The sequence below is a fragment of the Brevibacillus sp. FSL L8-0520 genome, assembly GCF_037963895.1.
Classification (GTDB): domain Bacteria; phylum Bacillota; class Bacilli; order Brevibacillales; family Brevibacillaceae; genus Brevibacillus; species Brevibacillus borstelensis.
The window spans coordinates 1,537,393-1,552,536 of the sequence record NZ_CP150171.1 but is presented as its reverse complement, the minus strand read 5'-3'; the positions used below and the strand labels follow the sequence as shown (position 1 = coordinate 1,552,536).

The window sequence follows — 15,144 nt, the reverse complement described above, 5'->3', positions numbered from 1 at the left end:
TCGATTTCGTTATTTGTAATTGATCAATCACTAACTTAAAGACAATGTATCACGTTGTAATTGATCAGTCAATCACAACTTTCGCAAAATCTTTCCCCCCCTTCAAAATTCCTTCAATTCGGGCATGTTCAGCGCTGTCGAGATGTTGCACAGCATCCCTCGTGCCAGGAACAGCATTGTTCGTTCTTCCGGATTTGGAATGCCGGCAGCACGGAAGGCTTCCAATACGATGCGGCGAACCTCCCCGAATCCATTTCGCATCGCTTCGCGGATCGAGTCTTCTTGAATCGTCTGCGCCTGCATCTGAAGCAGTATTTCATTCCGGTACGCATTCAAAATTTCATCATAAGCCTGGATCAGGTCTGTCTCCAGATGCTCCGGCGACGCAGACCCCACGACCTTGCGGAAGGAATCGATCACCCGCATCCAGGATACCTCCAATGCTGCAAGCAGCAACGCTTCTTTGGTCGAGAAAAAGCGAAAAATGTACGGCTGCGATATTTCGGCTCGTTTCGCGACTTGTGCTGTCGTTGCCCTGTAGTATCCAATCTCTGCAAATACCTCGATGGCTGCAGATATGATCTCCGTCCTGCGATTCACTGAAGTCGTCTCTGATTTCGACATCGGATTTCTCCTCACTTTTTACTGGTTAGTGATTCATCAATTAGTTCCCTATTATATACCAGGATTCGCTATGAAACAATTCAGCAATGACCGATTCTTCATCAATTTGCGCCTATAGTAGCGCTGCTGGCGCTGGTTGTTGCCACGGTCACAGCGGTTTAATCAAATGGAATGACCGTCCTTGCAAAGGGTTACGGTCTGTTTTTCACCGTATTCCAAAGCAGACCGCCTTCAAAGGGGGTCTACTGAGCAAGGATTCGTGTCATCGCACGCCTCCTTCCCTGCGCCAATGACGAACTCGCGGTCTTTGGCCAGTTCATGAGTATTCAGAACCTCTCCATTTAATCGTGAGTTGTTACAAGCCGACGTTTTTTGTCGACAACAAAAACTGTAAATCAAGCAATATGCGTTGTACGATTAAATTGCCCGTTGTAAAGTATCTGTCTTATCCGTTGATGGAACGCCGTGTGCGATGAAAGTCGCCCGCACGGTGTATGCTCGAACGAAACCCTCACAAAGAGAAGGGGATAAGTCGAGAATAGCAATCGACCTCCTGTCGTTCAAGATCATAATGGAGTCCTGGAAGTAACTTATATAAATCAATACGCCGAGGGGACTTTAGGTCCAACTTACTCTGCTTTTTTGGACCCCGACGGAGATGAACTTACATTTACAGCCGAATCGGATGATCCATCAGTCTCTGTTACTGCTTATCCAACCAATTTATCTGCGAGATTTCCAAAACAAACAGTAGGAAGCACGATAACGATTACCGTTACAGCTCACGACGGTAAAGGCGGCACAGTATCCAGCAAGTGGCTTATCATTTGTAGATAACTTCCCTCCATCAACGGCCCTCGGGTTATTCCGAGGGTTTTTTATCGCTTTTTCGGGAAGCTCCCATCGTACTTTCTATAATTACCGTTTGTTACATGCTTGACCAATAACCAAACCCATTATGTAGGTCCTTTTATTCACCCTGTCATGAGTCTATTTTTCATTCCCGGAATATACTGCTGCTGAGAACTGGGAAGGAGTGTAAGAAAAATGGCTTATCCAGTCCAAGGACCTTCTTCTTCACCGCCGCCTGGAACGATCCCTCCAAAACCTGCTGTTTCCTATATTGTTGATTGTTTATATGCGTTCACTTTTGTGTGGCTTATCAATGGGGATAGGTTTTGGTTTTATCCAACGCGAGTAGAGTACGGCGAATTTTCCGGTTATAGATGGAATGGATTTGCTTGGGTGTTTTACGGAATCGATCCCAGATTTATTGATGCAGCTTCATGCCCACCAACCCCTCCCCCTTAGTAAGAGGCAGGGGTTACTTCATTTGCCGCCTCACACGGAGCTGGCAAGACGAAAACCGAGGTCATCAATGCGAAACGTAGGGTGACTGCGGCGTCGGCATGTCGCTCCGCAGCCTCTAGCCTCTTCTGCCCAACTGCCACCGCGGAAAATTCTGTAGGAACCGTATACATTCTCATCATAGAGATCCCAGCACCATTCCCACACGTTTCCGATCATATCATAGAGCCCCCACGCATTTGGCGCCTTACTTCCTACCTCGCGAGCCATGCCGCCAGAATTTCCACGATACCATGCGATCTTATCAAGCTCTCCATACCGATACCCGGCAGCTCCTGCCTTGCATGCGTACTGCCATTCCGCTTCTGTGGGAAGACGATAACCATCCGCCTCCCAGTTGCAGACGACACTCCCACCATCATCACTTATCGAGTAACATTCCTGCAGGCCCGATAGCTGAGAAAGCAAATTGCAAAATAATACCGCATCATTCCAGGAGACCTCTACAACGGGAGTCTGAGGCGAGTCATTAGCTCCGGCTGTCTCTTGCATAATCGAGAAATATAGCTCATGCGTCACGGGAACCGCTGCGAGCAAAAACGAATTCACTTTTACCGTCCATGTCGTTTTCTTGCGATCATCTCTTAATTGAATATGACCCCGAGGAATTTTCACCATCGGATACTCAGTATGACTATGTCGCATGATTGACTGACACCCCCCTTCCGCCCGCTCTGTCTTCTACTTCAGCCTGCTTAACTTCTCAATCGCTTGTTCTTCTGTCGGCAGGAAAAAGATATCCTTTCCGTTGTTGGATTCATAGATGAAATCCTTTAAGCTCTTGCTTGAATACACAGAGAAATCTCCGACGATGGCAAGCTTCACGCGGTAATTGATGAACTTCTGCAGGATTTCGCCCGCCAGGCGTGTTTTCAAATCGAAAAAGCTTTCGCTTACCAGAGACTTGTTTAGAATGATGCGATCGCAGCCTGTCTCGTAATGAACAGTTGCAATAAGATCCAATGCCGACTGCACATCCTCTATAACGATCTCGCTGCTGCTCACAATGGCAACATCCGCCCCGCCTGCTTCGATTTTCGCTATTTTCATATATCTCCTCCTCGTTTTGCTTTGACTGCTTATTCCTTGGCAAGCCTTCTCACGTATTCCTCACAAATGTATCGGTTGTCTTCGCCATTTACGGTCGGAATGCCCGCCACTCGAAAGAAGCTGAGACCTACTACCATCGCCAGCAGTCCATACGCTGCGCTTTTGGGATCTTCTACAGACATATGTCCCGTTCTGTTGCCGTAATCAAAAATCTTGGCAATGCCATGAAGATCATTTGAATAGCTCTCGGATACGACTTCCTGCAAATTGCGATCCAGCGCGGCTTTTGAAAAAAACTGCATAAAGAGCTTTGCTTTGTCTTCATATGGGATATACATTTTTTCAATGCCATCCAACTGAGAAACATTCATGCTTTTCCCTTCGTCATCACGGTAAGTCGGGAGGATATGCTTCAGAGTAACGTCAATCATTTCCTTGGCTGTCATCGTGCTTTCCATTTCTGCTTCAATTTTCAGACCAAAATACGCCAGAAATGCTTTAAAGGCTTCAATCGTCAGCGTATCCTTGTTCTTGAAATAATAGGTGACCACCCCTTTTGAGCAGCCGGCATACTCCGCGACCTTTTCCAAAGTCATGCCATCAATCCCGTGCTTGCTAATGCAGGTGAGCGTGGCGTTGATGACCTCTGCTCGACGCTTTGGTTCCATTCCTACTTTGGGCATTGTTTCACTTCACCTTACTCTTTTTTATACCGAACGGTCAGAATAAAAAGAGTGTACTCGATGATGGGGATTATTGTCAAATGGGGACGTTCATATGATGAGAAGATATGCATGGGACGTACTCTGCCTTGCCTGCTTGAGCGCGTTGTAGAGTAGAGAACTGAAACTTTCGGGCGACCGTATGGTCGCCTTGCTCATTTCAGCTCCCCCTCATCAAACCGTACGTGAGGTTTTCCCTCATACGGCTTTCCGATGTTCTTCTTTCTTTGGCATTCGGCTTACTTTATCCGGCTAATTTCAATAAACTACCCTGCGTGTTTTGTATGACCTTCAGCTTTCCGGCATGTTTATTCCGCTTGCTTCTTTTCTTGTTGCAGAAGATTGTAAGGCGTTCAATCACATACCAGTCTATCCGTCTTGCCCATCGTTTGGCGATGGGCGAGATGAAGTAGTAGTTCTTGAACCCCCTTAGCTTGCGATTTAGCCCTTTCACTAGCTCTTCTAGAGACAGAAACAGTTTGTTCCTTGGTGCAGTGTATTCCTTAATTTTACGTCTCATTTCCTTCATTGCTTTCTTAGCTGGTACATGAGACATAGCAAATACCTTGCTCCCCCCTTTGTTGAACACGGGGAATTTGCGATGGTGCAGCCCAAGAAAGTCAAACCCAGTGGAATTGTCCCAAATATTAACGAGTCTAGATTTCTCTTTACTGAGACTAAGCTCCAGCTTGTTTAGAATAGCCATCAGCACTTGAATGCTTTCCAATGCTTCTTGTTTGGTTCTGCACATGATAACGAAGTCATCCGCATAGCGGATAAGTGTGCCAAGATGGGAGAATTGATTTTCCCAAATGGTGTCCATGTAGTTTAGATAGATGTTTGAAAGAAGAGGCGAGATTACCCCTCCTTGCGGAGTTCCCAGTTCTGTTTCATGGAATTGATCATTTTCCATGACCCCAGCCTGCAGCCATTGTCGGATAAGTTTCAGAACACGTCTGTCGCTGATTCTCATTTCGACCAGTTTCATCAACTTCTCATGGTTGATGTTGTCGAAATACCCTTTAATGTCAACATCTACGACCCAATAACACCTCTTGCTTGCTTTGCGTATCTGTGCAATTGCCTGGTGAGCATTTCTTCCTGGCCGAAAGCCATAAGAACAGTCCCGAAAATCAGCTTCAAAGATCGGTTCAATGACTAGCTTAGTAGCCATTTGGACCACCCGATCCTTGATCGTCGGGATGCCGAGTGGACGTTTCTTGCCATCCGGTTTAGGGATGTAAGTTCGACGAACCGGATGTGGACGATACCGCTTTTCTTTTAAATCTAGATAGATCTCGTTAAGAAAACGGCTCTCCCCATACTCCTCCACAATCTGTGCGATGGATTGTCCGTCGATTCCTCCGCTCCCTTTATTTGCTTTTACTCTCCTCCAAGCTGTCGCTAGAATATCCGGGCGGTAGATTTTGTCATACAAGGCATGAAATCGCCGTTTTGAGTTTGCCTTGGCACAAAGATATAGGGTTGTCCAAAGTTGTCGAGCTTTTACATCGGTGTAGTTAGCAAGTTTACTTGCATTCACTCACTCTTACCTCCTTCGACCCGTGAACAAAGCAGGGCTTGGATCGGCTACACTGAATTGGACAATTCTCTTAAGGTCTAGTAGATTGAAATCAAATCGACAAGGAACGGAGAGAATGTCATGCAGAAACGTGAGCGTCGGTCATTTACAGACGAGTTCAAGCAGCAGATGGTTCAACTTTACGAGAATGGGAAACCGCGTGCAGATATTTTGAGAGAATATGATCTGAGTGCATCTGCGTTTGACCGTTGGGTCAAACAGAGTAGAACAACAGGTTCTTTCAAAGAAAAAGACAACCGAACCGAGGAAGAAAAGGAACTCATAGCGCTGCGTAAGGAAATCCAACGGTTGAAGATGGAAAACGATATTTTAAAGCAAGCAGCGCTGATCTTCGGACGAAAATAACGGTAATCCAGCAAAACGCTCATAAGTATCCCATATCGGCCATGTGCAAGATCCTTCAGGTCAATAGGAGTACCTACTACTACGAGAGCAATGAGCAATCATCTGTCAATGATGAAGTGGAACAAGCAATTATCCGTATTTTTGAAGAGAATCAGCGCGTGTATGGAGCAAGGAAAATCAAAGCAAAGCTTCAAGAAGAGGGAATGACGGTTTCCAGACGGCGCATTGGACGTCTGATGAAGAAAAACGGCTTGGTCTCGGTCTATACAGTGGCGCAGTATAAACCGCATATGTCGTCATGTAACGAATCGCCGATCCAGAACGAACTGAATCGCGAGTTTGCGAAAGAAGCACCACTGGAAGCCGTTGTGAGTGACTTGACATACGTTCGGGTCGCCAATAAATGGCACTATATTTGTTTGCTCGTGGACTTATTTAATCGGGAGATCATCGGTTACAGCTGCGGAAAATTTAAAGATGCCGCACTAGTCTATCAAGCATTGGCAAGCGTAAAAGGAGATCTACGCCAAATCCAGCTTTTTCACACAGATCGTGGCAGTGAGTTTAGAAATCTCACGATTGATGAAGTGATCAACACGTTCAAGATCAAGCGTTCATTGAGTATGAAAGGCTGTCCCTATGACAATGCAGTTGCGGAGGCAACCTTTAAGCTGATCAAAGCCGAGTTCGTGAGAAATCGCAAATTTGAATCGCTATCTCAGTTAAAGCAAGAGCTAGGAACATACGTCAAATGGTTTAACGAAGCTAGGATTCATTCCACACTAGGATATCTAAGCCCATTAGCGTACAAAGAGAAGGCACTTAAGAAATCTGTCTAGTCAGGTGTTGACAATCCAGCTCCTTCCCTCCATAAGGTTGTGTTGTCCTTATGTTCATCGGTACTATGAACCCCTCCGACTCCCTCTCTGCCATCCACCACTTCCCTTACGGTTATAGGTTTCCGTTTTACGCTCCTGACGGGGCGTGCAGAGTAGGGTCTCCCCAGTTCCGTTAACTACTTTCTCAACATACCGCTCCCCATACCCCGAGGGATTCATAGGTGCTGTATTCCAAGTTCTCCACACCGTCCTTGGCCTTCGCCCATATGAAACAAGCTCGGCTTCCCTTTGTCCACCTCTCGGTGGTCTTTCTTAACGAGGCTGCAGGATTCACTTTATGTTACGGCCTGCTGATTTGCTCGCACTCTTTCGAGTTACTTTGTCACAGGGCTTCAACCTTAGGATTTCTCCACCAGTTGCCTGTCAGCTACGAGGTGACTTGGCTCCTGCCTCGGTTGGACTTTCACCAACTAGCAATTAACGGCTTGCTGGGCACGCTTCACACAAAAAACCACGCTCATCTGGGCGTGGTTGCGTCTTAAAGCGGCTAGCTTCACCATTTCACCGTTCCATCGCTTACCTGCTTAACTTCTTCACCGCCTCACTGCACCAACTGCAATAAAAATGGCGAAGCCTCTCCTGAATAAGTAAGCGTAAGCATATGCATGGCTCTTGTGCAGGCGATATACAGCAAGCTTCGGTCCATGTCTGTCTTGTAGTTTTCCGCATCGACAAAGGGCACGAGCACTTGATCAAACTCAAGGCCTTTGGCCAAATGTGACGACGTGACAATGACCCCCTCACGGAATTGATCGCTGCCAAAATCCAGTAGATGGACGGCTTCCCCACTACTCGCGATCTCTTGATACAGCTTTTCCGCCTGGCTTTGCGACTTGCAGACGATGCCCAAAGTGCGCTGCTCCGATTTCTGGAAGCTTGCGATGATTTTCTTGATCTGTGCAAGCTCGGCGCTGCTGTCACTCGCCTTTTTGATCTCAGGGGAAGGGCCATGGCGTTCGATCGGAATCATTCGGCTGTTCGGGTTGATTTGCTGGGCAAACCTGATAATTTCCATGGTCGAGCGGTAGCTCTTTAACAACTCAACGGTTTCCGCATTTGGAAACACCTTTTTGATCTCTGTTATCGAAGAGGAGGAGTAAGGATTCACGGATTGATTGCAGTCCCCCAGAATGGTCTTTTTGCATGTGAACAAACGGGACAAAACGGCGTATTGTACGGGTGTATAATCCTGCATTTCATCCACCAGCAAATGCTTCACTTCCTCAAAGCCCTTTGTTCCTTCCAGGTGGATTTTTATATAGACCAGAGGAAAAACATCGGAAAACTCCAGCATCTTTGGCTTTTTCAGCTTGAACAATTCCGGTCTTCCCATGTATTCATAGAAATCCTTGTAGATTACAAGCAAATTCAGAGATGCAAACATTTTCTTGATTGCCGCTTTGACTTTTCTTGCTGTGGCTGCTGTTGCTTTGTCGCCATTTTCATCCCTTGCGTTTGCCGCAATGATCGACGCTGTTTTCTCCAGTCTTTGCTTGATTGGCAGGTTTGCGGCACCGCGATAAGCGCGCATGATGTCTTCTTTTGCGATATGCACGTTGTCGAATGCTATATCATCTGGGACAAAGGAAGCCTCGCTCATATGGGCCAGAAACTGATCCAGACGTTCTACCATCTCTATGCCGGATTTATATTGGATGCGTTCAATGAGAGACTGGTCGTTCGAGGCTGCAAGCTCCGCCACCTGCTGGCTGAAGCTCTCGAATTTGCATACGCCGTCAAGCTCTTTCGCCGCAATCTCTTCGATCCCGATCTCCATAATCTTCTCCTCCCCCAGCTCAGGGAGGATGTTGGAAATATAGTCGGAAAACACTTTATTCGGGGAGATAATCCATATATTCTGCGAAGTGATCGTCCCTTTGCTTCTGTACAGCAAAAAGGCGACCCGGTGAAGGGCGACCGAGGTTTTGCCTGATCCGGCAACGCCTTGAATGATTAGTTCATGGGAATGCTCATTGCGAATGATGACGTTTTGTTCCTTTTGAATGGTAGCGACAATATTTTTCATCTTCTCGTTGGATGTCTGACTGAGCTCTCTTTGCAGGACTTCGTCGTTGATGTTCAGCGAGCTTTCAATCATGTATTGCATGACGCCATCTTTGATCTTATATTGTCTTTTCAAACAGACCTCCCCTTCAACCTGTCCTGCCGGAGAGGGGTAAGAGGCTCTGCCTACCTCAAAATCATAGAACATGCTCGCGACAGGGGAACGCCAATCATAGATGAGGTTCTTTTGGCTGTCCTCTTCGCTGAAAGCATGGACCCCGATGTAGTGGGAATCGCTTCTGCTCTGGCCGTCAAGGACGAAATCCACTCTTCCGAAATACGGGGACTCTATTAGTTTCCGAAGCCTTCTTTCTTTGTCGACAGCCTTCTCTCCCTGGTCAATCGTGAGCATGATGTCGATCTTGTTTGCTGCTGTTTCCGCCGGGTCAAGCTCGGACCTGTTCTCCCAAAGGTATTTTTTGGATTCCATAATCTCATGATGTGCCTTGCTGATCTTTTGCTCAATCGTTTGCAGCGCTTTTTGCAGCTTGGACACGATGTTGGCCAAATGTTCTCTTTCTTCCATTTCCGTCTGATTCTCGATCATAGACGCCGCCCTCTTTTCTTAATAAGAATGTACTCATAAGTGTAGAGAACTTCGCAAAAAAATATAGACTTATACTTTTCTTTGTAGTATTATATTTTAATCGTGGGTCCAAAAAACGGCATACAAAAATGCCATAAATTTGCATATTAAAGATGACAAAAACCAAGTTCCTGAGAGCAGGACTTGGTTTTTTTGGTGATTAACCATGACAGAAATCCTTGATAATCTGCTTCTTTACTTCCTCAACCGGATAGCCGGGGTACACAGTCATCAGCAGCATAACACCGTGAAGCGCGGAGGAGAAGTATAAGGAACGGAGTGCTGGATTCGCTACTTCCATTCGCTCGAATATTGCACACTGGGTTTCGAATTGCCTGGCCATTTCCTGGTTTAACATTTGGCTGTATTTGGATAACACAGCATCCTCTTCAGGCTGCGTCTGCAGATGAAGGAGAAACCGGTACGCCTTCGGATTTTGTACAATGTGGCTTAACGCGCCTTCAACAATATGTGCCAACTGATCTTTTGGTGAAGGGAGCGCGGACGCCGTTTCGATGACATTCGCTATCTCGTCTGTCCGAATTCGAACGATTTCTGCCAAAAGGCCTTCTTTGCCCTGATAGTAGTTGTAAAGCAGCCCCTTGGAGATGCCTGCTCTTTTGGCAATATCCTCGACAGATGAAGCATGGTACCCCCGTTCAAGGAAGACCTCCATGGCTGCGGTACTTATACTGTTCTTGGTCTGTTGGCGAATTCGTTCGTTTTCTTCCCTGCTGCGTGGCATGGATCATTCACTCCTTCGATTTTAGAAAAGAATGAATATGCGTGGCAAGGTCCTCAGCGTGCGTCAATGTCAACATATGATCCGCTCCCTCCACCTTGGCGAATCTATTTCTTCTATCGCAACTTCCGAAGCCGAGCGCTTTTGAAACGGTCTACTGTGCCTGGAAGTCTTCTTACCGGACGGCTCCTTCCCTCGTTTTATTGTACATTTTCCCATTTATGCGTGACATGTTCGGGTCACAGTAATAAACGCTGGAGAAGGTAAAGCTCACTTCTTTCTTAGAAAATGGTTATCGCAGAATAGATGAGCAACAAGCACATGATCATATTTATGATCCTATCGTATTTTGCAAATATCTTTTTAAAAGCCGCACCACATAAGGCCCACAATAGCAATGCTGCGCAGCCAATCAGTATGGTGACGCACATAAAAAAGAGCTTGGCTTCATTTGAGTCGTGATAGGGAAGAATGAAAGTTGACATGGCAGTTAAGAAATACAAGATGCTTTTTACATTCAAAATCTGAAAAAGCAGGCCTGCAAAAAAAGAAGACCGGCTATTCGTGTCCGTACCCTCGGCTCCCTTGGAAAATGCCATTTGCCATGCCAGATACAACAGGTACGCCGCACCCGCTGCTTTCAAGTATGGTTCTGCCATGGGAATCCACTGATAAAGACTTGCCGTCAGCAGCGAGGTACCTATCCCAAGCATAATAAACCCTGAAACTATTCCCATGTTGAAGGGAGCAGATCCTTTGAAACCATATCTTCTTGCCGTGTTCATCACTAACAGGTTGCTTGGCCCCGGGGTAATGGATGTAATAATGATATAGAGAAGGAATGCGGTAAGATTCATTTCCTTGATCTCTCCTCTCGTTAATCAGTTGCAAAAGAATACGTGATTCATTGTAATACCTGCCTATTTATCGGTAAAATTGAAATCACGAATACCAAATATCATTTTTTTGAATACACAAGAGGAGGCCAACCCTTTTGGATATACGACATTTTCTTACGTTTCGAACCATTGTCGATGTCGGCAGCTACACGAATGCCGCCAAAAAATTGGGCTATACGCAATCAACCATTACTTCTCATATACAAGCGTTGGAAAGGGAGATCGGCGGCGAATTATTTACTTACATCAGAAGAGAGCTGCAACTGACCTCCCTGGGAAAAGAACTGATTCCCATGGCCGATGAATTGCTCGATACGTATCATCGCATAACCCAGATGAAAAACCATGACAAAGTAAGCGGAGAGCTAAAAATTGCTGCCCCGGAGTCATTAACGATTTCGCGTTTGGGGCCCATTCTGAGGGAATATACAACGAAATATCCGGATGTTACGATCATCGTAAGCAATGGCACCTGCGGGCAAAACCAAAAAGATTTGATGAGCGGACTCGTCGATATTGCTTTTATGGTTTGGCCCAAATTGGAAATCGATCATTGCATCCACCATCAATTGCACAAGGAAGAGATCGTTTTGATCGCCAGTCCAAAAAAAAAGCGGCACTTTGATGAATATAAAGGGACTGACGAATACTTTATTGCGAATGAAGATGGATGCAGTTATCGCACCATGTTTGAGACGTATCTCGTGCAGAATCAAATCCCGACATTTCAAACGATGGAACTGTGGAGCCTGGAGGCCATCAAGCAATGTGTGATGAGCGGTTTGGGCTTTTCAGTATTACCCTATGTCACCGTAAAAAATGAAGTTGAAAACGGATTATTGAATATTCTTGAACACAACGAACAATTTGAGCCCATTTACTCGCATCTGCTCGTCAAGTCAAAAAAGTCGCTTTCTCCTGCGGTGCAAAAGTTTATTGAGCTGACGTTGGAAGCTGTGTAGGTACGGAGAATGGAAATGCTGAAACGCAATGGGTCTCTGCTTTTATAGCATTTTTGAAGCTGGTGGATCGTAAAAGTTCAATAGCCGATATTCTACTTAAAGAACATCGGCTTTTATTTTTTTATATACCGTACAACTTTTCATGTTTTACACGGCCAGTGTAACGTTTCTACCGGCTAGGGTTAAAGACGCTTTGACACGGATGATCGGTTTTGGTCCGCTTCTTATTGCACTGCTCTCACTGATTGTCGCGATCATTGCTGCGATTAGCCAAAAGAAATAGACCGCCCTCGCCAAGGTAAGCGGTCTATTTCTTGGTCACAGATCCGAAGCCGACTGCCTTTGAAGCAGTCTGCTGTGCCAGGGAGTCGTGTTACAGCACGGCTCCTTCTTCTTCTTACTAAACGTTTTCCAGTTTTTACAGGCAAGATTCGCGTCATGAAAATATACAGACTTGCTTTACGGCAGTGGATTAGATGCCTTCATCAAGTATTTTCCCGTGATCGACTGTTCTGCATGGATGATCTGCGAAGGGGTGCCCTCGAACACCACCTGCCCGCCCTTGCTGCCGCCGTCCGGTCCCATATCGATGATCCAATCCGCTTGGCTGATCACATCGAGATTGTGCTCGATGACGATCACCGTATTGCCGGCATCCACGAGACGGTTCATGATCCCCAGAATGTGACCGATATCTGACATGTGTAGTCCGGTCGTCGGCTCATCCATCACATAAATGCTGCCTTTCTTATGCAGCTCGCTTGCCAGCTTGATACGCTGGCATTCCCCTCCCGAAAGCGTGCTGAGCGGCTGACCGAGCGTAATATAGTTCAGCCCCACATCACTCATCGCCTGGAGCTTGCGAACAACCTCTTTTAGCTCAAAAAAATCCAATGCCTGCTCCACAGTCATCTCCAGCACTTCTGCAATTGACTTGCCGTTCAGCTTGTACGCGAGCACTTCTTCCTTGAATCGTCTACCTCCGCATACTTCGCATGGCAGCTTCACGCTGTCGAGGAATGCGAGGTCTGTATACACAACACCCAGCCCTTGGCAGTTCTCGCAAGCCCCCTTGGAGTTGAAGCTGAACAATCCTTGGCTCACCTTGTTCGCGGAAGCAAACGCCTTGCGCACATCATCCATAATGCCCGTATAGGTCGCGGGATTCGAGCGTGTTGACACTCCTACCGCCGATTGGTCGATGACAATCGCATCCGGATGCTGGCTGAGGAATACTTCGTTAATCAGCGTGCTCTTGCCCGAGCCGGCGACACCCGTAACGACTGTGAGCACCCCCGTTGGAATATCTACACTTACATTTCGCAGGTTGTGCAGTGTGGCATTCTTTATGGACAGCTTGCCGGACGGCTGCCTGCAATCGTGCTTCAGGAGGAGCGGCCGCTTCATATGGGTGCCCGTCAGCGTATCTGCTTCGAGCAGCCCCTGGAAGCTTCCTTCATACACGATGGTACCGCCGCGGCTCCCGGCATATGGTCCAACATCGACGATATGATCCGCCACCTTGATCACATCGGGATCATGCTCGACGACGATCACGGTATTCCCCTTGTCGCGCAGCTTCTGAAGCAACCCATTTAACCGGTGTACATCACGGGGGTGCAAGCCAACGCTGGGCTCATCGAAGATGTAAGTGACATCCACAAGACTGCCGCTCAGGTGCTTCACCATCTTGACGCGCTGCGACTCGCCGCCGGACAATGTATCCGTCTCCCGGTCCAGCGTCAAGTAGTCAAGTCCGATATCCACCAAATGCTGCAACCGCTCTGTCAGCGATTTTACGATCGGAGCGGCGACCTCGTCGTCAATCTCCCGTATGACGCCGATGAGCTGTCCGACCTCCATGGAGGACAGCTCCGCAATGTTCCGTCCATTGATCCTGCAACTGAGCGCGGCCTGACTGAGTCTCGCGCCGTGGCAGCTGGAGCAGGTACCTTCGGTGATGTACGGTGCAACAGCTTTTTGTGTGCGCTCCGATTTCGTCTTTACATCCTGCTTGATGTACTTGTTGGTGAACTTCTCGATGACACCCTCCACTGTAATATTCATTGCCTTCCCGGCGAAATCCATCTCCACTTTCCTCGCCTTGGCGTACAGCAGCTGCTCCAGCTCCTCCTCCGAATAATCGCTCAGTTTCTTATCGAGATCGAAGGCCCCCGATTGCACGATCATATTCCACTCCCAGCCGTTCACCTTATAGTCAGGGAGCAGGATGGCCCCTTCATTCAACGACTTTGACATGTCCAGCGCCTTGCTCATGTCTACTCCCAGCCTGCGGCCGATTCCGTTGCACTCGGGACACATGCCCTGCGGATCGTTAAATGAAAACATGTGCGCTTGTCCAATATAGGGCTGACCCACTCGGGAGAAGAGAAGACGAAGAATGGGAGAAATGTCGGTAATCGTGCCCATTGTGGAATGGGAACCGCCGCCCAGCCGCTTCTGATCCACAATAACCGCCATGCTCAGGTTCTCGATCGCATCCGCATCTGGCTGCGGATAGCGCGGCAGGAAATTACGCACGAACATGCTGAAGTTCTCATTTAGCAAACGCGTGGATTCTGCGGCAATCGTATCGAAGACGATTGATGACTTGCCCGATCCGGATACCCCGGTGAAAATTGTGATCTTCCGCTTGGGAATGCGCAAGGATACGTTCTTGAGATTGTTTTCCCTTGCAGCCGAGATTACGATATATTCCTGATTGGATTCGCTCATGTTATCATCCTTCCGAAAGTGAATTTCTGCTTGCCTCCTCGCAGGACGGCCGCAAGCGCTTGAAGATCAGGGTTTGGCATTGGCGGTTGATACGCACTCGTTCCAGGTTGCCTGGTAGTTCCGAGAGCAATTGGCGGTAAAGCTATTGAGCCCTGTCATACGTTCTCCTTTCTTTTGTAGTCGTAGTCGAGCATATTGTCCTCGAAATTGTCGAGTCGTTCTTCCCACAGGATGCTGAATGAATCGAACCATTCATCCAGCTCCTGAAACGGCCGGGCTTCAAGGCTATATATTCGCTGCTGGGCCTTGCTGCGGACGCGTACCAACCCAGCCTCGCTCAAAATACGCAAATGGCGAGACACTTGCGGTTGGCCGATGTTGAGAGCCTGAACGATTTCACTTACGGATCGCGGTCCTTGTTTTAAAAGTTCGACAATGTTAAAACGGTTCGGCTCGGCGATCGTAATTAATGTTAGTTGCATCGATGTCGTGTTCATGTTTTTAATATACACCATCACGTATATACACACAAACGCATATAACG

Annotated in this window: 13 protein-coding genes; 3 read left to right on the top strand and 10 right to left on the bottom strand. The window is 47.3% G+C overall.

Annotated elements, in window-relative coordinates; genetic code table 11:
* Nucleotides 1-102 precede the first annotated feature (102 nt).
* From NSQ24_RS07860 to ltrA, 5 genes are all read right to left on the bottom strand, one after another.
* Nucleotides 103-624: a TetR/AcrR family transcriptional regulator gene (locus NSQ24_RS07860; protein ID WP_003387921.1), complete on the bottom strand. Its 522-nt coding sequence runs from the start codon at nucleotides 622-624 to the stop codon at nucleotides 103-105.
* Between the two features lie 1,341 nt (nucleotides 625-1,965).
* Nucleotides 1,966-2,637, bottom strand: coding sequence for an SUMF1/EgtB/PvdO family nonheme iron enzyme (locus tag NSQ24_RS07855; protein WP_339167575.1), 672 nt, complete (start codon nucleotides 2,635-2,637; stop codon nucleotides 1,966-1,968).
* 36 nt (nucleotides 2,638-2,673) lie between these two features.
* Nucleotides 2,674-3,042, bottom strand: a complete 369-nt coding sequence (locus NSQ24_RS07850; protein WP_003387923.1) for a DUF4180 domain-containing protein — start codon at nucleotides 3,040-3,042, stop codon at nucleotides 2,674-2,676.
* A gap of 29 nt (nucleotides 3,043-3,071) precedes the next feature.
* Nucleotides 3,072-3,725 (bottom strand): TetR family transcriptional regulator, encoded by a 654-nt coding sequence (locus NSQ24_RS07845; RefSeq protein ID WP_339167573.1) that lies wholly within the window; start codon nucleotides 3,723-3,725, stop codon nucleotides 3,072-3,074.
* A gap of 283 nt (nucleotides 3,726-4,008) precedes the next feature.
* Entirely contained in the window at nucleotides 4,009-5,307 is a 1,299-nt protein-coding gene (gene ltrA, locus NSQ24_RS07840) for a group II intron reverse transcriptase/maturase (RefSeq protein WP_024985477.1), read from the bottom strand.
* Nucleotides 5,308-5,427: 120 nt separating this feature from the next.
* Between ltrA and NSQ24_RS07835 the strand changes: the two genes are divergently transcribed.
* A protein-coding gene (locus NSQ24_RS07835) for an IS3 family transposase (protein WP_339166086.1) occupies nucleotides 5,428-6,551 on the top strand; the annotation gives its coding sequence in 2 pieces (ribosomal slippage) (nucleotides 5,428-5,677 and nucleotides 5,677-6,551; 1,125 coding nt in all).
* 601 nt (nucleotides 6,552-7,152) lie between these two features.
* On the opposite strand, the gene NSQ24_RS07830 is transcribed toward NSQ24_RS07835, so the two are convergent.
* The 3 genes from NSQ24_RS07830 to NSQ24_RS07820 all read right to left on the bottom strand — a co-directional run bounded on the left by NSQ24_RS07830 (nucleotide 7,153) and on the right by NSQ24_RS07820 (nucleotide 10,860).
* Nucleotides 7,153-9,222, bottom strand: coding sequence for a UvrD-helicase domain-containing protein (locus NSQ24_RS07830; protein ID WP_339167571.1), 2,070 nt, complete (start codon nucleotides 9,220-9,222; stop codon nucleotides 7,153-7,155).
* A gap of 199 nt (nucleotides 9,223-9,421) precedes the next feature.
* Complete coding sequence (locus tag NSQ24_RS07825) at nucleotides 9,422-10,006, bottom strand: TetR/AcrR family transcriptional regulator (RefSeq protein WP_003387927.1); 585 nt, start codon at nucleotides 10,004-10,006, stop codon at nucleotides 9,422-9,424.
* Between the two features lie 278 nt (nucleotides 10,007-10,284).
* On the bottom strand, nucleotides 10,285-10,860 hold the full coding sequence (locus NSQ24_RS07820) for a LysE family transporter (RefSeq protein ID WP_122958661.1): 576 nt from the start codon (nucleotides 10,858-10,860) through the stop codon (nucleotides 10,285-10,287).
* A gap of 137 nt (nucleotides 10,861-10,997) precedes the next feature.
* Here NSQ24_RS07820 and NSQ24_RS07815 point away from each other — a divergent pair, with 137 nt between their 5' ends.
* Both NSQ24_RS07815 and NSQ24_RS07810 read left to right on the top strand, forming a co-directional pair.
* Nucleotides 10,998-11,864, top strand: coding sequence for a LysR family transcriptional regulator (locus tag NSQ24_RS07815; protein ID WP_003387931.1), 867 nt, complete (start codon nucleotides 10,998-11,000; stop codon nucleotides 11,862-11,864).
* Nucleotides 11,865-12,006: 142 nt separating this feature from the next.
* A complete protein-coding gene (locus NSQ24_RS07810) occupies nucleotides 12,007-12,147 on the top strand; it encodes a putative holin-like toxin (protein WP_221175481.1) in 141 nt (46 codons plus the stop codon).
* A 176-nt stretch (nucleotides 12,148-12,323) separates the two neighbouring features.
* Here the strand turns inward: NSQ24_RS07810 and NSQ24_RS07805 are convergent, their stop codons facing one another.
* On the bottom strand, nucleotides 12,324-14,600 hold the full coding sequence (locus tag NSQ24_RS07805; protein WP_003387932.1) for an excinuclease ABC subunit UvrA: 2,277 nt from the start codon (nucleotides 14,598-14,600) through the stop codon (nucleotides 12,324-12,326).
* Nucleotides 14,601-14,755: 155 nt separating this feature from the next.
* Nucleotides 14,756-15,097 carry a metalloregulator ArsR/SmtB family transcription factor gene (locus tag NSQ24_RS07800; RefSeq protein ID WP_003387933.1) on the bottom strand — a complete coding sequence of 114 codons (342 nt, stop codon included), beginning with the start codon at nucleotides 15,095-15,097 and terminating at the stop codon, nucleotides 14,756-14,758.
* Nucleotides 15,098-15,144: the final 47 nt, after the last annotated feature.